Source organism: Amycolatopsis sp. NBC_01286 (assembly GCF_035982555.1).
Taxonomy (GTDB): Bacteria; Actinomycetota; Actinomycetes; order Mycobacteriales; family Pseudonocardiaceae; genus Amycolatopsis.
Window position 1 is genome coordinate 9647892 of record NZ_CP108428.1, and the last position, 23050, is coordinate 9670941.

Annotated in this window: 1 protein-coding gene; it reads right to left on the reverse strand. The window is 74.2% G+C overall.

The window, feature by feature from the left end:
- Positions 1-27: 27 nt before the first annotated feature.
- Entirely contained in the window at positions 28-23037 is a 23010-nt protein-coding gene (locus OG570_RS43885; protein ID WP_326954597.1) for a type I polyketide synthase, read from the reverse strand.
- Positions 23038-23050 lie beyond the last annotated feature (13 nt).

Genomic DNA, 23050 nt, shown 5'->3' on the forward strand with positions numbered 1-23050 from the left:
CATTCCCCAGTGGACGGTTCGTGCCCGTCATGACATCCCCAGCTCGTTGTCGATGAATTCGAGGAGTTCGTCCGCGCTCGCGTCGCTCAGCTGCTGCGCGGCGGTCACCTTCGGCTCGGCGGCGCGGCGGTCGTTCCAGCGCGCCAGCACCGCCTGCAGCCGGGCGGCGACCGCGCCGTGCAGATCGTCCACTCCGGACGGAACGTCGGCGGTGGCCAACGCCGTCTCCAGGCGTTCCAGCTCGTCCAGCAGCGACGAACCGGCGTCCGGGGCCAGCCCGGCCAGCAGGTGCGCGGCCAGCGCGGACGGCGTCGGGTAGTCGAAGACCAGCGTCGCCGGCAGCCGCAGCCCGGAGGCGGTGGCGAGCCGGTCGCGGAGTTCGACCGCGGTCAGCGAGTCGAACCCGAGCTCGCGGAACGCCCGGTTCGGGCCGACCTGCTCGACTCCGTCGGTGTGGCCCAGCACGGCCGCGGCCTCCCGCCGGATCGCCCCGGTGAGCGCGTCCTGCCGCTCGGACGCCGGAGCGTCGGCGAGCAGCCGGCTGAAAGCGGTTTCGCCGACGGCGACCGGTTCTTCCGCCGGGGCCATGGCTTTCGCCGCCTCCGGCACACCGGTCAGCAGCGGCCGCGCCCGGCTCACCGCGAACGCCGGAGCGAACCGCGCCCAGTCGACGTCGGCGACGGTGAGCTGCGGGTCGCCGTCCGCGAGGGCCTGGCCGAGCGCGGTGATCGCCGCGTCCGGCGCGATCGCGGGCAGGCCGCGACGGCGGAGGTGCTCTTCGGGTGCGCCCTGCGCCATGCCGCCGTCGGCCCACGGACCCCACGAGACCGCGGTGGCCGCCAGGCCCCGGGCGTGCCGGGACGCGGCGAGCGCGTCGAGGCTCGCGTTGGCCGCCGCGTAGGCCGGCTGGCCGCCGCTGCCCCAGATCCCGGAGATCGAGGAGAACAGCACGAACGCGTCGAGCGGGGTGTCGCCGAGCAGCTCGTCCAGGTGCCGCGCGCCGGCCACCTTCCCGGCCAGGACCTGCGCGAACAGCGCCGGCGTGACCTCGGGCAGCGGCACCGGGACGTCCAGACCGGCAGCGTGCACGACGGCGTTGGGCGGATACTCGTCGACCAACCTCGCCACGGCGTCGCGGTCGGCGACGTCGCAGGCGACCACGCTCACCCGGGCACCCAGCCCGGTGAGCCCGGCGGTCAGTCCGGCGGCGCCGGGCGCGTCCGCGCCCCGGCGGCTGGTCAGGACCAGGTGCTCGGCGCCGCTCTTCGCCAGCCACAGCGCGACCCGGGCACCGAGGGCGCCGGTGCCGCCGGTGACGAGCACCGTGCCACGCGGGGTCCAGGTACCGGTGCCGGTGCGCGGCCGCCGTTCCAGCCGGCGGGCCAGCGTCCCGGACGACCGGATCACGACCTGGTCCTCCCCGTCGCGATCGCCTGCGAGCACCGCGGCCAAGCGGGTCGCCGCGCGCTCGTCGAACCGCTCCGGCAGGTCGACCAGACCGCCCCAGCGCTGCGGGTACTCCAGCGCGACGACCCGGCCGAGGCCCCAGACCTGCGCCGGTTCCGGCCGGTCGACGCCGTCGCGGGTGACGATCCACAAAGGAGCAACGAGTCCGATTTCAGCCAGGGCTTGGACAAGCGTGACCGTGCCGGCCACCGCCGTGGGCAGCACCGGGTGCTCCGGGTGCGCGCCCTCGGCGGTGCCGAGCAGCGAAAGCACGCCCGCGAACTCGTGCCCGGCGGTGGCGAGCAGCAGCTGGTCCGCGAACGCCGCGTGCGGGTCGACGTCGATGCCGACGACCTTCGCGCCGTGCGTTTCCAGCGCGTCGGCGATCGGAGCGGTGCGCTCGTCGCCGGGCACGCCGACGACCAGCCACGTCCCCTTGAGCATCGGCGAGGCGCTGGTCTCGAACGGGACCCAGCGGACGCCGTAGCGCCAGGAGTCCACGATGGACTGTTCCCGGCGGCCTTCGTGCCACTCGGTCAACGCGGGCAGCGCTTCCTGCAGTGCGTCTGCGGGGAACCCCGGCAGTGTCGACAAGTCACCCTGGCGCACGGCCGTCCAGAACTCGTCGTCGCCCGCGGAAGCCTTTTCCGGAACGGGCGCGGCCGTGGGCCAGAAGCGGGCGTGCTGGAACGGGTAGGTCGGGAGGTCGACCCGGCGCGGCGTGGTGCCGGCGAAGACGACGTCCCAGTCCGGGGCGAACCCGCGGACGTAGAGCCTGGCCAGGGCGGCGGCGAACGCGTCGGCCTCGGGCCGGTCGCCGCGCAGGGCCGGCGTCACGACCGGGTCCTCGGTCACGCCGGTGAACGACTCGGCGGCCATCGCGCTGAGCACGCCGTCCGGGCCGATCTCGGCGAACGTCGTCGCGCCGGCCGTCTCCAGAGCGCGGACCGCGTCCGCGAAACGCACCGCCTCGCGGACCTGGCCGACCCAGTAGTCCGCGCCGAACTCGGTCGCCGGCTCACCGGTCACTGTGGACACCAGCGGGATCCGCGGCGGCGCGTAGGTGACGCGTACGGCGACGGCCCGGAACTCCGCCAGCATCGGGTCCATCCGCGGCGAGTGGAAAGCGTGGCTGACGGTGAGCCGCCGGGTCTTGCGCCCGGCGGCCCCGAATCCGGCGGCCAGATCCAGTACAGCCTGCTCGTCGCCGGACACCACTGTCGCTTGTGGAGCGTTGACCGCGGCGATCGCCACGCCGCCGGTGAGCAGCGGCACGACCTCGTCCTCGCTCGCCTGGATCGCGACCATCGCGCCACCGGACGGCAGGGCCTGCATCAGTCGGCCGCGAGCCGCCACCAGCGCGGCCGCGTCGGCCAGGTCGAACACCCCGGCGACGTGCGCGGCAGCCAGTTCGCCGATGGAGTGCCCGGCGACGAAGCCGGGCGTCACGCCGAGGCTCTCGAGCAGCCGGTACAGCGCGACTTCGATGGCGAACAGCGCGGGCTGGGTGTAGCCGGTGTGGTCGAGCAGCGCCGCGTCGTCCGAGCCGGGCGCGGCGAACACGACCGTCCGCAGTGGACGATCCAGGTGCTGGTCGAGGTGAGCGCAGACGGCGTCGAACGCGGTCGCGAACGCCGGGTGCGCCGCGTATAGCTCCCGGCCCATCCCGGCACGCTGCGCGCCCTGCCCGGTGAACAGGAACGCCAGTGCCCCGTTGCCGACCGTGCCCTCGACCAGGCCGGGCGCGGCGGCACCGGCGGCGAGCGCGGTCAGCGCGGCGAGCCGCGTCTCCTGGTCCGGTGCGACGATCATCGCGCGGTGCTCGTGCGCGCCGCGCCGGGTGGCGAGAGCGTGCGCGAGGTCCAGCGGATCGACGTCGGCGACCAGTTCGGCAGCCCTGGCTCGCAGCGCCGGGGCACTGCGCGCGGACAGCACCCAGGGCAGGAGCGCCGGCCGTGTCTCCGAGGCAGTGGTCTCAGGGGTTTCGGGGGCTTGTTCGAGGATGACGTGAGCGTTGGTGCCGCTCATGCCGAACGACGAGACGCCGGCACGGCGCGGACGTCCCACCTCGGGCCACTCGCGGGCCTCGGTCAGCAGCTCGACCGAACCGGCGTTCCAGTCCACTTGGGACGACGGCGCGTCGACGTGCAGCGTCTTCGGCAGCCGCCCGTGCTGCATCGCCTGGACCATCTTGATGATCCCGCCGACACCCGCGGCCGCCTGCGTGTGTCCGATGTTCGACTTCAACGACCCCAGCAGCAACGGTGTCTCGCGGCCCTGGCCGTAAGTCGCCAGCAGCGCCTGCGCCTCGATCGGGTCGCCCAGGATGGTTCCGGTGCCATGACCCTCGACGGCGTCGACGTCCGAAGTGGACAGACCGGCACTGGTCAACGCCTGACGGATCACACGCTGCTGCGCGGGACCGTTCGGGGCGGTCAGGCCGTTGGACGCACCGTCCTGGTTGATCGCGCTCCCCCGGACGATCGCCAGGACCGAGTGACCGTTGCGCTGCGCGTCGGACAGCCGCTCCAGCAAGAGCATGCCGACGCCTTCACCCCAGCCCGTGCCGTCGGCGGCCTCGGCGAAGGCCTTGCAGCGGCCGTCCGCCGACAGCGCGCGCTGGCGGGAGAACTCGATGAACGTGCCCGGGGTCGCCATGACCAGGACACCGCCGGCCAGTGCGAGTTCGCACTCGCCCTGCCGCAGCGCCTGGGCGGCGAGGTGTACCGCGACCAGCGACGACGAGCACGCCGTGTCGACCGTCAGCGCCGGGCCTTCCAGGCCGAACGTGTAGGACAGCCGGCCGGAGACGACGCTCGCCGCGTTGCTGGTGGCGACGTAGCCCTCGGTGTTCTCCGCCGCGCCGAACAGCAGCGCCGCGTAGTCCTGGCTGTTGGTGCCGGCGAACACGCCGGTCCGGCTGCCGCGGAACGCCTCGGGCGGAATGCCCGCGCGCTCGAACGCCTCCCACGACGTCTCCAGCAACAACCGCTGCTGCGGGTCCATGGCCAGGGCCTCGCGCGGGCTGATGCCGAAGAACGCCGGATCGAAGTCCGCCGCACCGTTCAGGAAGCCGCCTTCCTTGGCGTAGCTCGTTCCGGGCGCTTCCTGGCTCGGGTCGTACAGCGTGCCGAGGTCCCAGCCGCGGTCGGCGGGGAACTCGGAGACGGCGTCGATGCCGTCGGCGACCAGGTGCCACAGGTCTTCCGGCGACCGCACGCCGCCGGGGTAACGGCAGCTCATCGCCACGATGGCGATCGGGTCGTCGTCCACTGTGGACACGGTCTCCACGACGGTGGTCGCCGTGTCGCCGACCAGATCCGCCCGCAGGCTCGCGGCCAGCGCGGTGGAGTTCGGGTGGTCGAAGACGAGAGTCGCGGGCAGCCGGACACCGGTCGCGGTGGCGAGCCGGTTGCGGAGTTCGACGGCGGTCAGCGAGTCGAAGCCGAGGTCCTTGAACGCCCGGCCGGGCTCGATCGCCGTCGCGCTGTCGTGGCCCAGCACCGCGGCCGCCTCGGTCCGGACCAGCGCGACGAGCGTCCGGTCCTGTTCGGCGCGGCCCATGCCGGCCAGCCGGGTGCGGAACGTGTCGTCGCCGGGCACCGGCCCGGCCTCGGCCGCGGCGAGGGCGGCCCGAGCCTCGGGCACGCCGTCGAGCAGCGGACGCGGGCGGACCGAGGCGAACGACGGCGCGAACCGCGTCCAGTCCACATCGGCCACGACCACGGCCGGTTCCTGGTTCACCGCCTGGGCGAGCGCGGCGATCGCCGTCTCCGGCCGCATCGGCGTGACACCGCGGCGGCGCAGGTGGGCCGTCGCGTCACCGCGCGAGGCCATGCCACCGCCGGCCCACGGTCCCCAGGCGACGGCCGTGGCCGGCAGCCCGCGGTCGCGGCGTGATTGGGCGAGCGCGTCGAGGTAGGCGTTGGCGGCCGAGTAGGCGGCCTGCCCACCCGCGCCCCACACGCCGGAGATCGAGGAGAAGAGGACGAACGCGTCCACGTCGCCGGCGAGGCTGTCCAGGTGGGTCGCTCCGAGCACCTTCGCGGACAGCACGTCGGCGAACGCCTCGGTGTCCACAGTGGTCAGATCGGTCGGCAAGTCGACACCCGCGGTGTGCACCACGGCGTCCACCGGGTGCTCGGCCAGCAGGGTCTTTACGGCGTTGCGGTCGGCGACGTCGCAGGCGGCGATCACAACGTCCACACCGGACTCGGCGAGTTCATCGCGCAGCTGCGCGGCTCCGGGTGCGTCGAGGCCGCGGCGGCTGGTCAGCACCAGCCGCTCGGCGCCGTTCTTGGCCGCCCAGCGGGCGACTTCCGCACCCAGGGCCCCGGTACCGCCGGTGACCAGGACGGTCCCGCGCGGCGTCCACGACGTGGTGGCAGCCGGTCGCGGCGCCCGGACGAGGCGGCGCACGTAGGCGCCGGAGCCGCGGATGGCGACCTGGTCCTCGCCACCGTTGCTGCCGTTCTCGCCGTTGCGGCCATTGCCGCTGGCGCCGCCAATGCCGCCGGTGCCGCGGTTGCCAGCGGCACCGCCGGTACCGCCAAAGCCGCTGGCGAGGACCCCGGCGAGGCGGGCGCCGGCCTGCTCGTCGAAGTCCTCGGGCAGGTCGATCAGCCCGCCCCAGCGCTGGGGCAGTTCGAGCGCGGCGACGCGGCCGAGGCCCCAGGCCATCGCCTGGGTGGCGTTGCGCAGCCGGTCGGCCCGGCCGGTCGAGACGGCGCCGCTGGTCAGCACCCACAGCGGGGCGTCGACGCCGGCCTGGACCGCCGTCAGGGCGGCTTTCAGGCTGCCCGGCATCGCGAGGTCGCTGTCGTCTTCGGTGAGCACCGCCAGCACGCCCGCCACCTCGCCGACGTCGGCGAGCTGCGCGGCGAGGGTCTCGTCCAGGGTGATCCGGACGACGTCCGCACCGGCCCGGGTCACGGCGTCGGACACGGCGGTGCCGCCGTCGGAGACCAGCCAGGTGCCGGACAGCGTGGGTTCGCCGAGGTCCGTCCAGGGCTGCCAAGTCGCCCGGTACCGCCAACTGTCCACTGTGGACTCGGTGTGTTGCTGCCGGCGCCAGGCCGACAGGGCGGGCAGGACCTCGCTGAACGGCTCGTCGCCGGTGAGCGCGAGGGTGCCGGTGAGGCGGCCGAGGTCGGCGTTCTCCACCGCGGTCCAGAACTCGCGCTCGGCTTCGGTCCCGGCCACCGGCTCGGCCGGCGCCGCGGCCTCGGGCCAGAACCGACGGCGCCGGAACGCGTAGGTCGGCAGATCGACGTGGCCACCACGGCCCCCGGCCACCGCCGCCCAGTCCGGCGAAACGCCGTGGACGTGCGCAGTGGCGACGGCCGCGATGAGCGCGTCCTCCTCGGGACGGTCACCCCGCAGCGCCGGGGCGAACACCCCGCCGGCTACGCAGTCCTGGGCGAGTGCGGTCAGCACACCGTCCGGGCCCAGCTCGAGGTAGGTCGTGACCCCGGCCGCTTCCAACGTCTGCATGCCGTCGACGAATCGCACGGCCTCGCGCACGTGGCGCACCCAGTAGTCCGCGTCGAACTCGGTGATCAGCTCACCGGTGACGTTGGAGACGATCGGTATAACCGTCTTACCGTATGACAGAGACTCCGTAATACCGCGGAACTCGTCCAGCATCGGGTCCATCAGCGGTGAGTGGAAGGCGTGGCTGACGGTGAGGCGCTTGGTCTTCCGGTTCGCGAAGTGTGCGGCGACCGCCAACACCGCGTCCTCGTCGCCGGAGATCACCGTCGAGGTCGGGCCGTTCAGAGCGGCGATGGTCACACGGTCAGACAGATATACCGAAACCTCGTCCTCGGTCGCCTGGATCGCGACCATCGCGCCACCGGTCGGCAGCGCCTGCATCAGGCGACCCCGCGCGGCGACCAGGGTCACCGCATCGGACAGGGACAGCGCACCTGAGACGTGGGCTGCGGCCAGCTCGCCGATCGAGTGGCCCACCAGGAAGTCCGGTCGCAGGCCCCAATGCTCCAGCAACCGGAACAGGGCGACCTCGATCGCGAACAGCGCGGCCTGGGTGTAGGCGGTCTGATCGAGCAGAGCGGAGTCCTCGAAGACGACCGTCCGGAGTGGACGGTCCAGGTGCGTGTCGAACTCCGCGCAGACCGCGTCCAGGGCGTCCGCGAAGACCGGGTAGGCCGCGTACAGCTCGCGGCCCATCCCGACGCGCTGGCTGCCCTGGCCGGTGAACAGGAACGCCAGCCGGCCGCCGGACGCCGTGCCGGTGACGGCTCCGGCTTCACCGCGGCCGAGAGCGCCGAGGGCGGCGCGCAGTTCGTCGCGGCCGGTGGCCAGGAGCGCGGCGCGGGCGGGCAGCGCGGCCCGGGTGGTCGCCGACGCGACGGCCAGCTCGGCCGGCGTCACGTGCGGAGCGGCGTCCCAGTGCGCGAGCAACTGTCGGGCCTGCGCCCGGACGGCCTCGGCGTCGGTGCCCGACACCAGCAGCGGCACCCGGCCGACCGGCTGGGCGTCCGTCGTGAGGTTCGGCGCCTGAGTGGAGTCCGGCGCCTGCTCGATGACGGCGTGCGCGTTGGTCCCGCTCATGCCGAACGACGACACCGCAGCCCGCCGCGGGCGGTCCACCGACGGCCAGTCGTGCGCCTCGGTCAGCAGCGACACCGCACCCGCGGTCCAGTCGACGTGCGGCGACGGCTCGTCGACGTGCAGCGTCTTCGGCAACACGCCGTGGCGCATCGCCTGGACCATCTTGATGATCCCGCCGACACCCGCGGCCGCCTGCGTGTGGCCGATGTTCGACTTCAGCGACCCCAGGAACAAGGGCTCGGACCGGTCCTGGCCATAGGTGGCCAGCAGCGCCTGGGCCTCGATCGGGTCGCCGAGCACTGTGCCGGTACCGTGCGCCTCGACCGCGTCGACGTCCGAAGCAGCCAGGCCGGCGTTGGCCAGTGCCTGCCGGATGACGCGCTGCTGGGCCGGGCCGCTGGGCGCGGTGAGGCCGTTGGACGCGCCGTCCTGGTTGATCGCCGTCCCGCGCACCAGCGCGAGCACAGGGTGGCCGTGCCGGCGCGCGTCGGACAGCCGCTCCAGCAGCAGCATCCCGGCGCCCTCGCCCCAGCCCGTGCCGTCGGCGCCCGCGGCGAACGCCTTGCAGCGGCCGTCCGGCGCGAGGCCGCGCTGCCGCGAGAACTCGACGAACGTGCCCGGGGTGGCCATCACCAGGGCCCCGCCGGCCAGGGCCAGCGAGCACTCGCCGTTGCGCAGGGCCTGCGCCGCGAGGTGCAGCGCGACCAGCGAAGACGAGCAGGCCGTGTCGACCGTGACGGCCGGGCCTTCGAGCCCGAAGGTGTAGGCGAGCCGGCCGGAGACGACGCTGGCGGAGTTGCCGGTCGCGACGTGCCCCTCGGCGCCCTGCGGCGCGGTCATCAGCAGCGCCGCGTAGTCCTGGCTGTTGGTGCCGGCGAAGACGCCGACCTCGGTGCCGCGCACCGCCTTCGGGTCGATGCCGGCGCGTTCGAACGCCTCCCAGGTGATCTCGAGCAGGAGCCGTTGCTGCGGGTCCATGCCGAGCGCTTCGCGCGGCGAGATGCCGAAGAAGTCGGCGTCGAACTCGGCCACGTCGTGCAAGAAACCGCCTTCGCGGGCGTAAGACGTGCCTTCGCTCTCAGGGTCCGGGTCGTACAGCGCGTCGAGGTTCCAGCCGCGGTCGCCGGGCATTTCGGACACCGCGTCGCGGCCGTCGGCCACCAGCCGCCAGAGGTCCTCCGGCGAGCGGACGCCCCCGGGGTACCGGCAGCTCATGGCCACGATCGCGATCGGATCGTCGGCGTCGCGCACGGTGCTGACCGCGGTCCGCGCGACGGCCTCGCCGCCGAGCAGCAGCGTGGCGAGGTGCGTGGCCAGGACGGCCGGCGTCGGGTGGTCGAACACCAGCGTCGCGGGCAGGCGCAGGCCGGTCGCGGTGCCGAGGGCGTTGCGCAGCTCGACCGCGGTGAGCGAGTCGAAGCCCAGCTCGCGGAAGGCTTTCGCGGGCTCGACCTCGGCGACGCCGGCGTGGCCGAGAACGGCGGCCGCGTGCGTGCGCACCAGGTCCAGCAGCACCCGCTCGCGCTCGGCGTCGGCCAGCCCGGCCAGCTGCTGGGCGAACTCGGACGTCTCGGCAGGCTCTTCGTCGCCGGCCAGTGCGGCGGCGACCTCGGGGATCGTGTCGAGCAGCGGACGCGGGCGGGCCGCGGCGAACGACGGCGCGAACCGCGCCCAGTCGACGTCGGCCACGACCAGCGCGGTTTCGCCGGCGCCGACGGCCTGGGCGAGCGCGCGAACCGCGAGCGTCGCGGACATCGGCTCGAGGCCGCGGCGGCGCAGCTGGTCGGCGGCGTCGCCGCGCGAGGCCATGCCGCCGCCGTCCCAGGGGCCCCAGGCGACGGCGGTCGCGGTCAGGCCGCGGTCGCGGCGGGACTGCGCCAGCGCGTCGAGGTAGGCATTGGCCGCCGAGTACGCGCCCTGACCACCGGAACCCCAGGTCCCGGAGATCGAGGCGAAGAGGACGAACGCGTCCAGCGCGGTCTCGCCGAGCACGGCGTCGAGGTTCGCCGCGCCCGCGACCTTGGCGGCCAGGACGTCGGCGAACTCGGCCGCGTCGCCGTCGGCCAGAGGCGTCGGGCGGTCGACGCCGGCGGCGTGCACCACGGCGTCCACGGGGTGTTCGGCGATCAGAGCGGCGACGGCGTCGCGGTCGGTGACGTCGCAGGCGGCGATCACGACGTCGACGCCGAGTTCGTCTCGCAGGGCTTCGGCACCTGGCGCGGCGAGCCCGGAACGGCTGGTCAGGACGAGCCGCTCGGCGCCGTTTTCCGCGGCCCAGCGGGCGACCTGCGCACCCAAGGCACCGGTGCCGCCGGTGACGAGCACGGTGCCTCGCGGCCTCCAGACGTCCGTTGTGGACTTACCGGCGCGGACGAGCCGGCGGACGTGGACACCCGAGCCGCGGACGGCGACCTGGTCTTCGGTACCGGTGAGCACCCCGGCGAGGCGGGCGCCGGCCCGCTCGTCGAGCACCTCCGGCAGGTCGACGAGGCCACCCCAGCGCTGCGGCAGTTCCAGGCCGGCGACCCGGCCCAGGCCCCACGCGGCGGCCTGGCCGGCGGCGCGGACGCGGTCGGCGCGTCCGGTCGAGACGGCGCCTTCGGTCGCCACCCACAGCGGCGCGGCGACGTCGGCGTCACCCAGCGCCCGCAGCACGTCGAGCAGCTGCGCGGACGCGGTGGCCGGGTCGTCGGCCGTGACCAGCGAAAGCACGCCGGCGATCTCGCGTTCCCAGACGGCGCCGGCGATCTCGACGGCCAGGGATTCGCGGGCCGCGGGCTCGACGACGACGGTCTCCGCGCCGTAGCGGGTCAGCACCCCGGGCAGGGGGTGGCCGGCGGGGGCGAGCAGCAGCCAGGTGCCGGACAGCACCGGCGCGGGCAGATCGGTCAGCGGCTGCCAGGTGATCCGGTACCGCCAGGAGTCCACTGTGGACTTCTCCTGGCCGGACCGGCGCCAGTTCGCCAGTGCGGGCAGCAGGGTCTCGGCGTCGCGCTCGGTGATGGCGAGGGTCGTGGCGAGCGCGGTGGCGTCGTCGGCCTCGACGACGGTCCAGAACTCGGCATCGTCCGAAGAGGTCTCGAACCCATTGGGCAGCTCGACTTCCGGCCAGTAGCGGCGGTTCTGGAAGGCGTAGGTGGGCAGGTCGATCCGGCGGGCGCCGGCCAGGACCGTGGCCCAGTCCGGGACGTGGCCGCGGACGTGCGCCTGGCCGAGAGCGTGGGCGAACGCCTGCTCCTCGGACCGGCCACTCCGCAGCACGGGCGCGAAGACGGCGTCGGTGACACAGTCCTGCCCCATCGCAGAGAGCACGCCGTCCGAGCCCAGCTCCAGGAACGTCGTCACCCCGCGGTCGGCCAAGGTCCGCATGCCGTCGGCAAACCTCACGGCCTCACGCACATGCCGGACCCAGTAGTCCGCGTCGAACTCGGTCATCAGTTCGCCGGTGACGTTCGAGACGATCGGTATAACCGACTGACCGTATGTCAGAGACTCAGCTATACCGCGGAACTCGGCCAGCATCGGGTCCATCAGGGGCGAGTGGAACGCGTGGCTCACGGTGAGCCGCTTCGTCTTGCGGTCGGCGAAGTGCTCCGCGACCGCCAGGACGGCGTCCTCGTCGCCGGAGATCACGGTCGAGGCCGGGCCGTTGATCGCGGCGATGGTCACACGGTCAGACAGATATACCGAGACCTCGGCCTCCGTCGCCCGGATCGCGACCATCGCGCCACCGGACGGCAGCGCCTGCATGAGACGACCCCGTGCGGCGACCAGCTTCACCGCGTCCGTCAGCGCCAGGACTCCGGCAACGTGCGCCGCGGCCAGCTCGCCGACCGAGTGGCCTGCGAGGAAGTCGGGCCGGAGGCCGTAGTGCTCCACCAGCCGGAACAGGGCGACCTCGAGTGCGAACAGCGCGGCCTGGGTGTAGGCGGTCTGGTCGAGCAGCTCGGAGGCCTCGAAGAGGACAGTCCGCAGTGGACGGTCCAGGTGCGTGTCGAACTCCGCGCACACCGCGTCCAGCGCGTCGGCGAACACCGGGTGCGCCTCGTACAGCTCACGGCCCATCCCGACCCGCTGGCTGCCCTGGCCGGTGAACAGGAACGCCAGCCGGCCTTCCCCGGCGACGCCGGTGAGGGCCGACGGCTCGCCCGCGGCCAGAGCCGCCAGCCCGGCCAGCAGCGTCTCGCGATCGGTGCCGAGCACGGCCGCGCGGTGCGGCTGCCGCGACCGGGTCGTGGCCAGCGAATACGCGACGTCCGCGGGCTCCCAGCCGCCGGTGTCCAGGTGCGTCAGCAGCCGGGCGGCCTGCTCGCGCAGGGCTTCGGCGGTGTGCGCGGACAGCGCCCACGGCGCCATCGGCACCGAGACCACCGGCGTCTGGTCGGCGGGCGGGGCCTCCTCCAGCACCACGTGCGCGTTGGTGCCGCTCATGCCGAACGACGACACGGCGGCGCGGCGCGCACGACTCACCTCGGGCCACGGGCGGGCCTCGGTGACCAGCTCGACCGCTCCCGCCGTCCAGTCCACTTGGGACGACGGCGCGTCGACGTGCAGGGTCTTCGGCACGGTGCCGTGCTGCATCGCCAGGATCATCTTCATCATCCCGGCGACGCCGGCGGCGGCCTGTGTGTGCCCGATGTTCGACTTCAGCGAGCCCAGCAGCAGCGGCTCGCCGTCGCGGTCACGGCCGTAGGTGGCCAGCACGGCCTGCGCTTCGATCGGGTCACCCAGCGTGGTGCCGGTGCCGTGCGCCTCGACGACATCGACGTCCGAAGTGGACAGTCCGGCCGCGGCGAGGGCCTGGCGGATCACGCGTTGCTGGGCCGGGCCGTTGGGTGCGGTGAGGCCGTTGGACGCGCCGTCGGAGTTGATCGCCGAGCCTCGCAGGACCGCGAGGACCGGGTGGCCGTTGCGACGGGCGTCGGAAATCCGTTCCAGCACCAGCATTCCGGCGCCTTCGCCCCAGCCGGTGCCGTCGGCCGCGTCAGCGAACGCTTTGCAGCGGCCGTCGGCGGCGAGGCCGCGCTGGCGTGAGAACTCGATGAACGTGCCTGGCGTGGCCATCACCAGCGCCCCGCCGGCCAGCGCCAGCGAGCACTCGCCGGCCCGCAGCGCCTGCGCGGCCCAGTGCACCGCGACCAGCGAAGACGAGCACGCGGTGTCGATCGTCGCGGCCGGGCCTTCCAGCCCGAAGGTGTAGGCGAGCCGGCCGGACACGACGCTCGCGGCGTTGCCGGTGGCGACGTACCCCTCGGCGTCCTGCCGCGCGACCATCAGCAAGGTCGCGTAGTCCTGGCTGTTCGAGCCGACGAACACGCCGGTCCGGCTCCCCCGCAGGGACTCCGCCGGGATGCCGGCCCGTTCGAACGCCTCCCACGACGTCTCCAGCAGCAGCCGCTGCTGCGGGTCCATCGAAAGCGCTTCACGCGGGCTGATACCGAAGAACGCGGGGTCGAAGTCGCCCGCGTCGTGCAGGAAACCGCCGGTACGGGCGTAGGACGTGCCGGGGTGCGCCGGGTCCGGGTGGTAGAGCGCGCCGAGGTCCCAGCCGCGGTCGGCGGGGAACTCGGTCACCGCGTCGCCGCCGGAGACGACCAGGTCCCAGAGGTCTTCCGGGCTGCGCACGCCGCCGGGCAGGCGGCAGCTCATCGCGACGACCACGATCGGATCGTCGCCGGTCACAGTCGCGACCGGGGTTTCAGGTCCATTGTGGACGGCACCGAACAGCTCGGCGTCGAGCTGCCGGGCGAGCGCCTCGGGGTTCGGGTGGTCGAAGGCGAGCGACGCGGGCAGCGCGAGCCCGGTCGCCGCGGTGAGGCGGTTGCGCAGGTCGACCGCGGTCAGCGAGTCGAAGCCGAGGTCGCGGAACGCGCGGGCCGCCGGCACCGCGGCGGTGGCGTCCGGGCCGGCGTGCCCGAGCGCGAGCGCGGCCTCCGCGCGGACGGCGTCGAGCAGAGCGCGCTCGCGTTCGGCGGGGGCGAGCGGCGCGAGGCGGGTGACGAGCGCGGGCCGGTCCCCGGCCGCCGGAGTGGTGTCGAGCGCGCGGACCTCGGGCAGGTCGCCGATCAGCGGCCGCGGCCGGGCCAGCTGGTAACCGGGAGCGAAGCGGGCCCAGTCGACGTCGGCGATCACGACAGCGGCGTCGCCGCAGGTCAGCGCCGTGACGGCGAGTTCGGGTGCGAGCGCCGGCAGGCCACGGCGACGCAGGTCGGCCTCGGCTTCGGCGCCGACCATGCCGCCCTCGGCCCACGGGCCCCAGGCGATCGCGGTCGCCGGGACGCCCCGGGCGCGCCGCTGCTCGGCGAGCGCGTCGAGGAAAGCGTTTGCAGCGGCGTAGGCGGCCTGGCCGCCACTCCCCCACACTCCCGCGATCGACGAGAAGAGCACAAAGGCGTCGACGTCCCCGACGAGTTCGTCGAGGTTGGCCGCGCCGGTGACCTTGGCCTCGACGACGGCGGCGAGCCCGTCCCGCGTCAGGTCGGCGAGCCGCGCCGGGTCGCCCGCGCCGGCCGCGTGCACGACGGCGTTCACCGGATGCTCGGCCAGCAGCGCGGCGAGCGCGTCGCGATCGGCGACGTCGCAGGCTACGACGACAATGTCCACACCGGACTCGGCGAGTTCGTCACGTAGTTCGGCCGCGCCCGGTGCGTCCAGGCCGCGACGGCTGGTGAGCACCAGCCGGTCGACGCCCTCCGCGGCCAGGTAGCGGGCGACGTGGGCGCCGAGCGCGCCGGTGCCGCCGGTGACGAGCACGGTCCCGCGCGGCGTCCAGGCCGTGGTGGCGGGGGCGGCGTGCGTGAGGCGCCGGCCGAACACACCGGTGGCGCGGATCGCGACCTGGTCCTCGGTGCCGTCGGCCAGCACCCGGGCGAACCGGGTGGCGGCGCGCTCGTCCAGCGTGGTGTCCAGGTCGATCAGGCCACCGCCGTGCTGCGGGTACTCCAGGCCGACGACGCGGCCGAACCCCCAGGTCATCGCCTGGGTGGCGCTGCGCGGCCGGTCGGCGCGGCCGGTGCCGACGGCGCCCGAGGTGACCAGCCACAGCGGGGCCGCGACCTCGTGCGCGGCCAGGGTCCGGACCAGGTCCAGCGTCGCGGCGAGGCCGTTCTGCTCGTCCAGCGAGAGCAGGGAGACGACGCCGGCGACCGGGCCGTCGAGCGTCGCCGGGGTCAGCGGCTCGACGTCGGCGCCGTGCGCGGTGAGGGCGGCGGTGACGCCGAGGGTGTCGGGACCGGCCAGCAGCCAGCGGCCGGCCAGCTCCGGGGTCGTGTCCGACGGCACCGGTAGCCACTCGATCCGGTAGCGCCAGGAGTCCACAGTGGACTTGTCCTGGCCGCGGCGGCGGTAGCCGGCGAGCGCGGGCAGGACGTCGGCGAGCGAACCGGCGGGCAGGTTCAGGGTCGCGGCGAGCGCGTCCGCGTCGCCGGTTTCGACGGCCTGCCAGAACCCGGCGTCTTCGCTGCCCGAAACCTGGGCGGTGGCGGGCTCGGGCCAGAACGTCGTGTGCTCGAAGGGGTAGGTGGGCAGGTCGATCCGGCGGACGTCGGCGCCCGCGAACAGCCCGGCCCAGTCGATCTTCGCGCCGTGGGCGTACGCGGTGGCCAGCGCGGTGGCGACGGTGTCGCGCTCCGGACGGCCGGACCGCAGCAGCGGCGCGAAGGTGCCGTCGGCGACGCAGTCCTGACCCATCGCGGACAGCACGCCGTCCGGGCCCAGCTCGAGGAACGTCGTGACGCCGTGGTCGGCCAGGGTGCGCATGCCGTCGGCGAACCGGACGGCGTCGCGGACGTGCCGGACCCAGTACTCCGGGTCGGTGACGTCACCGGCGACGATCGGGATGCGCGGCGGGGCGAACGTCAGGGACCGGGCGACCGCACGGAACTCGTCGAGCATCGGGTCCATCAGCGGCGAGTGGAACGCGTGGCTCACGGTCAGGCGCTTGGTCTTGCGGTCCGCGAACTGCGCGGCGACGGCCAGCACGGCGTCCTCGTCGCCGGAGACGACCGTCGCGTTCGGACCGTTGAGCGCGGCGATGCTCACGCGCTCGGTCAGGTGCGGGGTGACCTCGTCTTCGGTCGCCTGGATGGCGACCATTGCGCCACCCGATGGCAGCGCCTGCATCAGCCGGCCCCGGGCGGCGACCAGCGTCACCGCGTCGGCCAGCGACAGCACCCCGGCGACGTGGGCCGCGGCCAGCTCGCCGATCGAGTGCCCGGCCAGGAAGTCCGGCCGCAGGCCCCAGGACTCGACCAGCCGGAACAGTGCGACCTCGACCGCGAACAACGCGGCCTGGGTGTACGCGGTCTGGTCCAGCAAGGCGGAGTCTTCGACCAGGACCGTCCGCAGTGGACGGTCGAGGTGCGTGTCGAACTCCGCGCACACCGCGTCGAGCGCGTCGGCGAAGACCGGGTGGGTTGCGTACAGCTCACTGCCCATCCCGGCTCGCTGGCTGCCCTGGCCGGTGAACAGGAACGCCAGCCCGCCGCCGGCCTCACCGCGGACGAGAGCGGCGTCGGACCGGTCCTCGGCCAGCGCCCGCAAGGCACGCTCGATGTCTTCGGCGGTCTCACCGGTGACGACCGCGCGGTGATCGAGCGCCGCCCGCGAGGTGGCCAGGGAGAAGGCGAGGTCGCCCAGGTCGGCATCGACGGTCAAGGCCGCCGCCTGCGCCCGCAGCGCGTCCGGCGTCCGTGCGGACAGCACGACCGGCGCCAGTGACGGCCGGGCGCCGCGTTCCGGGTTCGGCTCGGTCGCCGGTGCCTGCTCGATGATCGTGTGCGCGTTGGTCCCGCCGACTCCGAACGACGACACGCCGGCGCGGCGCGGACGTCCGGTCTCGGGCCACGCCCGCGGCTCGGTCAGCAGCTCGACCGCACCGGACGTCCAGTCGACGTGCGGGGTCGGCTCGTCGACGTGCAGCGTGCGCGGCAGGACGCCGTGCCGCATGGCGAGGACGGTCTTGATCACGCCGCCGACTCCGGCCGCGGCCTGGGTGTGCCCGATGTTCGACTTCAGCGAGCCCAGCCACAGCGGTTCGCCGTCGCGGTCGCGGCCGTAGGTGGCCAGCAGGGCCTGTGCCTCGATCGGGTCGCCGAGCACGGTGCCGGTGCCGTGCGCCTCCACGGTGTCCACATCGGACGTCGTGAGGCCGGCCGCACCGAGCGCCTGGCGGATGACGTTCTGCTGGGCCGGGCCGTTGGGCGCGGTGAGGCCGTTGGACGTGCCGTCGGAGTTGACCGCGCTGCCCGCGACGAGCGCGAGCACCGGGTGACCGTTGCGCTGCGCGTCGGAAAGCCTTTCCAGCAGCAGAAGTCCGGCTCCCTCGCCCCAGCCAGTGCCGTCGGCCGCGGCGGCGAAGGACTTGCAGCGACCGTCGGCGGCCAGGCCGCGCTGGCGGGAGAACTCGGCGAAAGCGGTCGGCGTGGTCATCACCGTGACGCCGCCGGCCAGCGCCAGCTCGCACTCGCCGTTGCGCAGCGCCTGGGCGGCCAGGTGGAGCGCGACCAGCGACGACGAGCACGCCGTGTCGACGGTCAGCGCGGGGCCTTCGAGGCCGAACGTGTAGGCCAGCCGGCCGGACACGACGGCGGCGGCGTTGCCGGTGGCGAGGTAACCCTCGCCGGCGTTGCCGGAGCGCATCAGGAGGGCCGCGTAGTCCTGGCCGTTCGAGCCGACGAACACGCCGGACCGGCTGCCGCGCACCGAACGCGGGTCGATGCCCGCGCGCTCGAACGCCTCCCACGCGGTCTCCAGCAGCACACGCTGCTGCGGGTCCATGGCCAGCGCTTCGCGCGGCGAGATGCCGAAGAAGGCCGCGTCGAACCCGCCGACCGCGGGCAGGAAGCCGCCTTCGCGGGTGTAGCTGGTGCCCGGGTTGTCCGGGTCGGGGTCGTACAGCGCGTCGAGGTCCCAGCCGCGGTCGGCCGGGAACGGGCCGATGCCGTCGAGGCCACCTTCGACCAGGCGCCAGAGGTCCTCGGGCGACGTGACGCCGCCGGGGTACCGGCAGCTCATCGCCACGATCGCGATCGGATCGTCCACAGTGGACTTGGTTACCACGGTGGCGACCGGCGCGTCGCCGATCAGCTCGGCGTGCAGGTGCGCCGCGAGCAGCTCCGGCGTCGGCCGGTCAAAGACCAGCGACGCGGGCAGGTTCAGCCCGGTCTCGGTGGCCAGCAGGTCGCGCAGCTCGACGGCGGTGAGCGAGTCGAAACCGAGGTCGGCCAGCGGGCGGTCGTCGCGCACGTCGGCCACCGAGGTGAAGCCGAGCACGGCGGCGACGCCGGCGCGGACGATCCCGGCGAGCACGCCGAGAGCGTCCTTTTCGGACGGTTGCGCGGCGAGCCGCACACGCAGTTCGGCACCGGCCCCGGACTCGGTGCGGGCGGGCCCGCCGGTCAGCGCGGCGACCGCTTCGGGCAGCTCGGCGAGCAGCGGACGCGGGCGGGCCGCGGCGAACCCGGGCGCGAAGGACGCCCAGGTCACGTCGGCGACGGTCACCGTGGTCTCGTCACCGTCGAGCGCGCCGGCCAGCGCGGCGAGCGCCGGCTCGGCGGCCATCGGCGGCAGGCCGCGACGGCGCAGCTGCTGCTCGCCGTCACCCTCGACCATGCCACCGCCGGCCCACGGGCCCCAAGCGATCGCCGTCGCGGCCAGGCCGCGCGAACGGCGCTGCTCGGCCAGGGCGTCCAGGTGGGCGTTCGCCGCCGCGTACGCGGCCTGCCCGCCACTCCCCCAGACCCCGGCGATCGAGGAGAACAGGACGAAAGCGTCGACGTCGCCGACGAGCTCGTCGAGGTTGGCCGCGCCGAGCACCTTGGCACGCAACAGTTCCGCGAACGCCGTAAGGGACGTCTCGTGCAACTGCGCCGAACCGGTCGCACCGGCGGCGTGGAACACCGACGTCACCGGGTGTTCGGCGAGCAGCGCGGCCAGGGCGTCGCGGTCGGCGACGTCACACACCGCGACGACGACGTCCACGCCGAGCGCGGTGAGTTCGTCGCGCAGCTCAGCCGCGCCCGGTGCGTCCAGGCCGCGACGGCCGGTAAGCACCAGGCGTTCCGCGCCGGTGGCGGCAAGGCGGCGGGCGACCTGCGCACCAAGGGCTCCGGTGCCGCCGGTGATCAGGACGGTGCCGCGCGGGGCCCAGGAGCGCACCGGCGTCGCCGGGGCCCGGACCAGACGGCGGGCGAACACGCCACTGGCACGCACGGCGACCTGGTCTTCGCCGGCGTCGGCGAGCACCGCGGCCAGCCGGGCGCCGGCGCGGGCGTCGAGTTCGGCCGGGAGGTCGACGAGCCCACCCCAGCGGCCGGGCTCCTCCAGGCCGAGCACCCGGCCGAGGCCCCAGACCTGCGCCTGGGCCGGGGAGACGGCCCGGTCGGCGCGGCCGGTGGCGACGGCGCCGGAGGTGGCGAGCCATAGCGGCGCGGTGACGCCGAGGGCTTGGATCAGCTCGATCGTGGCGGTCAGGCCCGTGGTCAGGCCGGGGTGCGCGGGGTCCGGGGTCTCGTCGAGCGCCAGCAGGGAGAGCACACCGGCGAGCGGTTCGTCGGCGAGGTCGCTGGCCAGATCGCTCGCGTCGGCGAGGTTGCCGGACAGGTCGCTCGCACCCGCGAGGCCGCCGGACGGGCCGCCCGCACCGGTGAGGTTGCCGGACGGGCCGCTCGCACCGGTGAGGTTGCCGGGGAGTTCGGTCGCGTCGGCGATGTCGGCAGCCTGGCCGCTCGCGCCAGCCAGGTCGCTCGCACCGGCGAGGCCGTCAACCAAGTCGCTCGCACCCGTGAGTTCGCCAGCCAGGCCGCCTGCACCGCCGAGGTCCCCAGCCAGGCCGCTCGCACCCGCGAGGCCGCCGGGCAGTTTGCTCGCGTCGGCGAGGTTGCCGGACAGGTCGCTCGCACCGGCGAGGCCGCCGGACGGGCCGCTCGCACCGGCGAAGTTGCCGGGCAGTTCGCTCGCGTCGGCGATCCAGTGGACTCGCGCGCCGTGTGCGGCCAGGGCCTCGACGGCCGAGTCGGTGAGCGGGCCGGGCGGCCCGACGACCAGCCAAGTGCCGGTCAGCTCGGCGGTCGCGGTCGGCTTGGGGGTCCAGGAGATCCGGTACCGCCAGCCGTCCACAGTGGATTCTTCGCGGCGGCGGTCGCGCCACGACGCCAGTGCGGGCAGGACCTCGCCCAGTGACGACGCCAGCTGCGCGTTGCCCGGGTCGAGCGTGGCGGCGAGCGCGGCCGGGTCGCCGCTCTCGACGGCCTGCCAGAAGCCGGAGTCCTCGGCGGTGGCGGCCGGCGTGGAGGCGCTCGGCTCGATCCAGTAGTGCTCCCGCTGGAACGGGTAGGTCGGCAGCTCGACCCGCCGGGCACCCTCGAACAGCACCGGCCAGTTCACGGCGACGCCACGCACGTGGACGGCGGCGAGCGCGGCCAGCGCCGAGCCGGGCTCGGGACGGCCGGCCCGCAGCACGGCGGCGAACACCGCGTCCGGGCCGGCGGACTCGCGCCCGAGCGCGGACAGCACGCCGTCCGGACCCAGCTCGAGGAAGGTCGTGACGCCCTTCGCGGTCAGCGTGCGCATGCCGTCGGCGAACCGGACGGCCTCACGCACGTGCCGCACCCAGTACTCCGGGTCGGCCAGCTCGGCCGCGGTGGCCGGGGCGCCGGTGACGTTCGAGACTATCGGTATAACCGTCTTACCGTATGACAGAGACTCCGCTATACCGCGGAACTCCGCCAGCATCGGGTCCATGAGAGGCGAGTGGAACGCGTGGCTTACGACCAGGCGCTTGGTCTTGCGGCCCAACTCAGCGAACTGCGCGGCGACCGCGAGCACCGCGTCCTCGTCACCCGAGATGACCGTCGAGTCCGGACCGTTCACCGCCGCAACGGTCACACGGTCTGACAGATATACCGAAACCTCCGCCTCGGTCGCCTGCAGCGCCACCATCGCGCCACCCGACGGCAGCGCCTGCATCAGGCGGCCGCGCGCGGCGACCAGCGTCACGGCGTCCGTCAGGGACCAGACCCCGGCGACGTGCGCGGCGGCCACCTCGCCGATCGAGTGGCCGACCAGGAAGTCCGGCGTGACGCCGAAGTGCGCCAGCAGCCGGAACAGCGCCACTTCGAGGGTGAACAGCGCGGCCTGGGTGTACTCGGTCCGGTCGAGCAGACCGGTCTCGTCGAACAGGACTGTCTTGAGTGGACTGTCCAAGTGGGACTCGAACGCGGCGCAGATCTCGTCGACCGCGGCCGCGAACTCCGGGAACGCGGCGTACAGCTCGCGCCCGGCACCAGCCCGCTGGCTGCCCTGACCGGTGAACAGGAACGCCAGCCGGCCACGCACGGCCGTGACCCCGCGGACCAAGCCCGGCGCGGCGGTGTCGCCCGCCAGCGCGGCGAGGCTGGTGAGCAGCGCGTCGCGGTCCTCGGCGAGCAGGACGGCCCGGTGTTCCAGGGAAGAGCGACCGGCCGCGGCCGAGAACGCGACGTCAGCGAGCCCCAGCTCGGGCCGCGCGGTCAGGTGGGTGACGAAATCCCCGGCGAGTGCGCGCAGGGCCTCCGCGCTGCGGGCGGACACCAGCACCGGCAGCGGCGACGGCAGCGGGCGCGGCGGGATGACGACGACCTCGGCGTCCTCGGACTCCGAAGCGACCGGAGCGGGCGGCGCCTCCTCCAGGATCGCGTGCGCGTTGGTCCCGCTGATCCCGAAACCGGAGACCGCGGCGCGGCGGGGACGTCCGGTCTCCGGCCAGTCGCGTTCCTCGGTGAGCAGCTCGACCGCACCCGAAGCCCAGTCGACGTGCGGGGTCGGCTCGTCGACGTGCAGGGTGCGCGGCATCTTCGCGTGCCGCAACGCCTCGACCAGCTTGATCACGCCGCCGACGCCGGCCGCGGCCTGGGCGTGGCCCAGGTTCGACTTCAGCGAGCCCAGCCACAGTGGCAGCCCCGGCTCGCGCTCCTGACCGTAGGTGGCGAGCAGCGCCTGCGCCTCGATCGGGTCACCCAGCTTCGTGCCGGTGCCGTGCGCTTCGAGCAGGTCGACGTGCGCCGCGGACAGCCGCGCGTTGGCCAGCGCCTGGCGGATGACCCGGCGCTGGGACGGGCCGTGCGGGGCGGTCAGGCCGTTGGACGCGCCGTCGGAGTTGACCGCGGTGCCGCGCACGACGGCGAGGACGTCATGGCCGTTGCGGCGGGCGTCGGAAAGCGTTTCCAGCAACAGGACGCCGGCGCCCTCGGCCCAGCCGGTGCCGTCGGCCGCGGCGGCGAACGCCTTGCAGCGCCCGTCCGGAGAAAGCCCTTGCTGGCTGTCGAAGGCGACGAACGTGCCCTGGTGCGCCATCACGGTCACGCCGCCGGCCAATGCCATCGAGCACTCGCCGGTGCGCAGCGCGTGCACCGCCAAGTGCAGTGACACCAACGAAGACGAGCACGCGGTGTCCACAGTGACCGCCGGGCCCTCCAGCCCGAAGGTGTAGGCCAACCGGCCCGAGACGACGCTGGTCGCGTTGCCGGTGAGCAGGTGCCCCGCGAGCCCCGCCAGCTCCGCGCCGCTGCCCGCGCCGTACTGCGAAGACGCCGCGCCGATGAAGACGCCGGTGTCCGAGCCGCGGACGGCGTCCGCCGGGATGCCTGCCCGCTCGAAAACCTCCCACGCGACCTCGAGCAGGACGCGCTGCTGCGGGTCGACGGCCAGCGCCTCACGCGGGCTGATGCCGAAGAACCCGGCGTCGAACTTCGGTGCGTCGTAAAGGAATCCGCCCTGCGGCACACTGTGTCCATCGTGACGACCGGGCTCGAGCTGCCAGCCGCGGTCGCCGGGGAAGTCCGCGATCGCGTCGCCGCCGGTCGTGACGAGCTCCCACAGGTCCTCCGGGCTGCGCACCCCACCCGGGAAGCGGCAGCTCGACGCGACGATGGCGATCGGCTCGGTGTCCCGCTCCTCGACGTCGCGCAGCTGCCGGCGGGCGGTGCGCAGGTCGGCCGTGAGCCGCTTCAAGTACTCGAGGTACTTGCTTTCGTCAGGCATTCGAAGTCACCTC

What these genes read in the sequence shown, in the direction of transcription:
- OG570_RS43885 (WP_326954597.1), bottom strand. Translation starts at nt 23,037, where the DNA reads ATGCCTGACGAAAGCAAGTACCTCGAGTACTTGAAGCGGCTCACGGCC.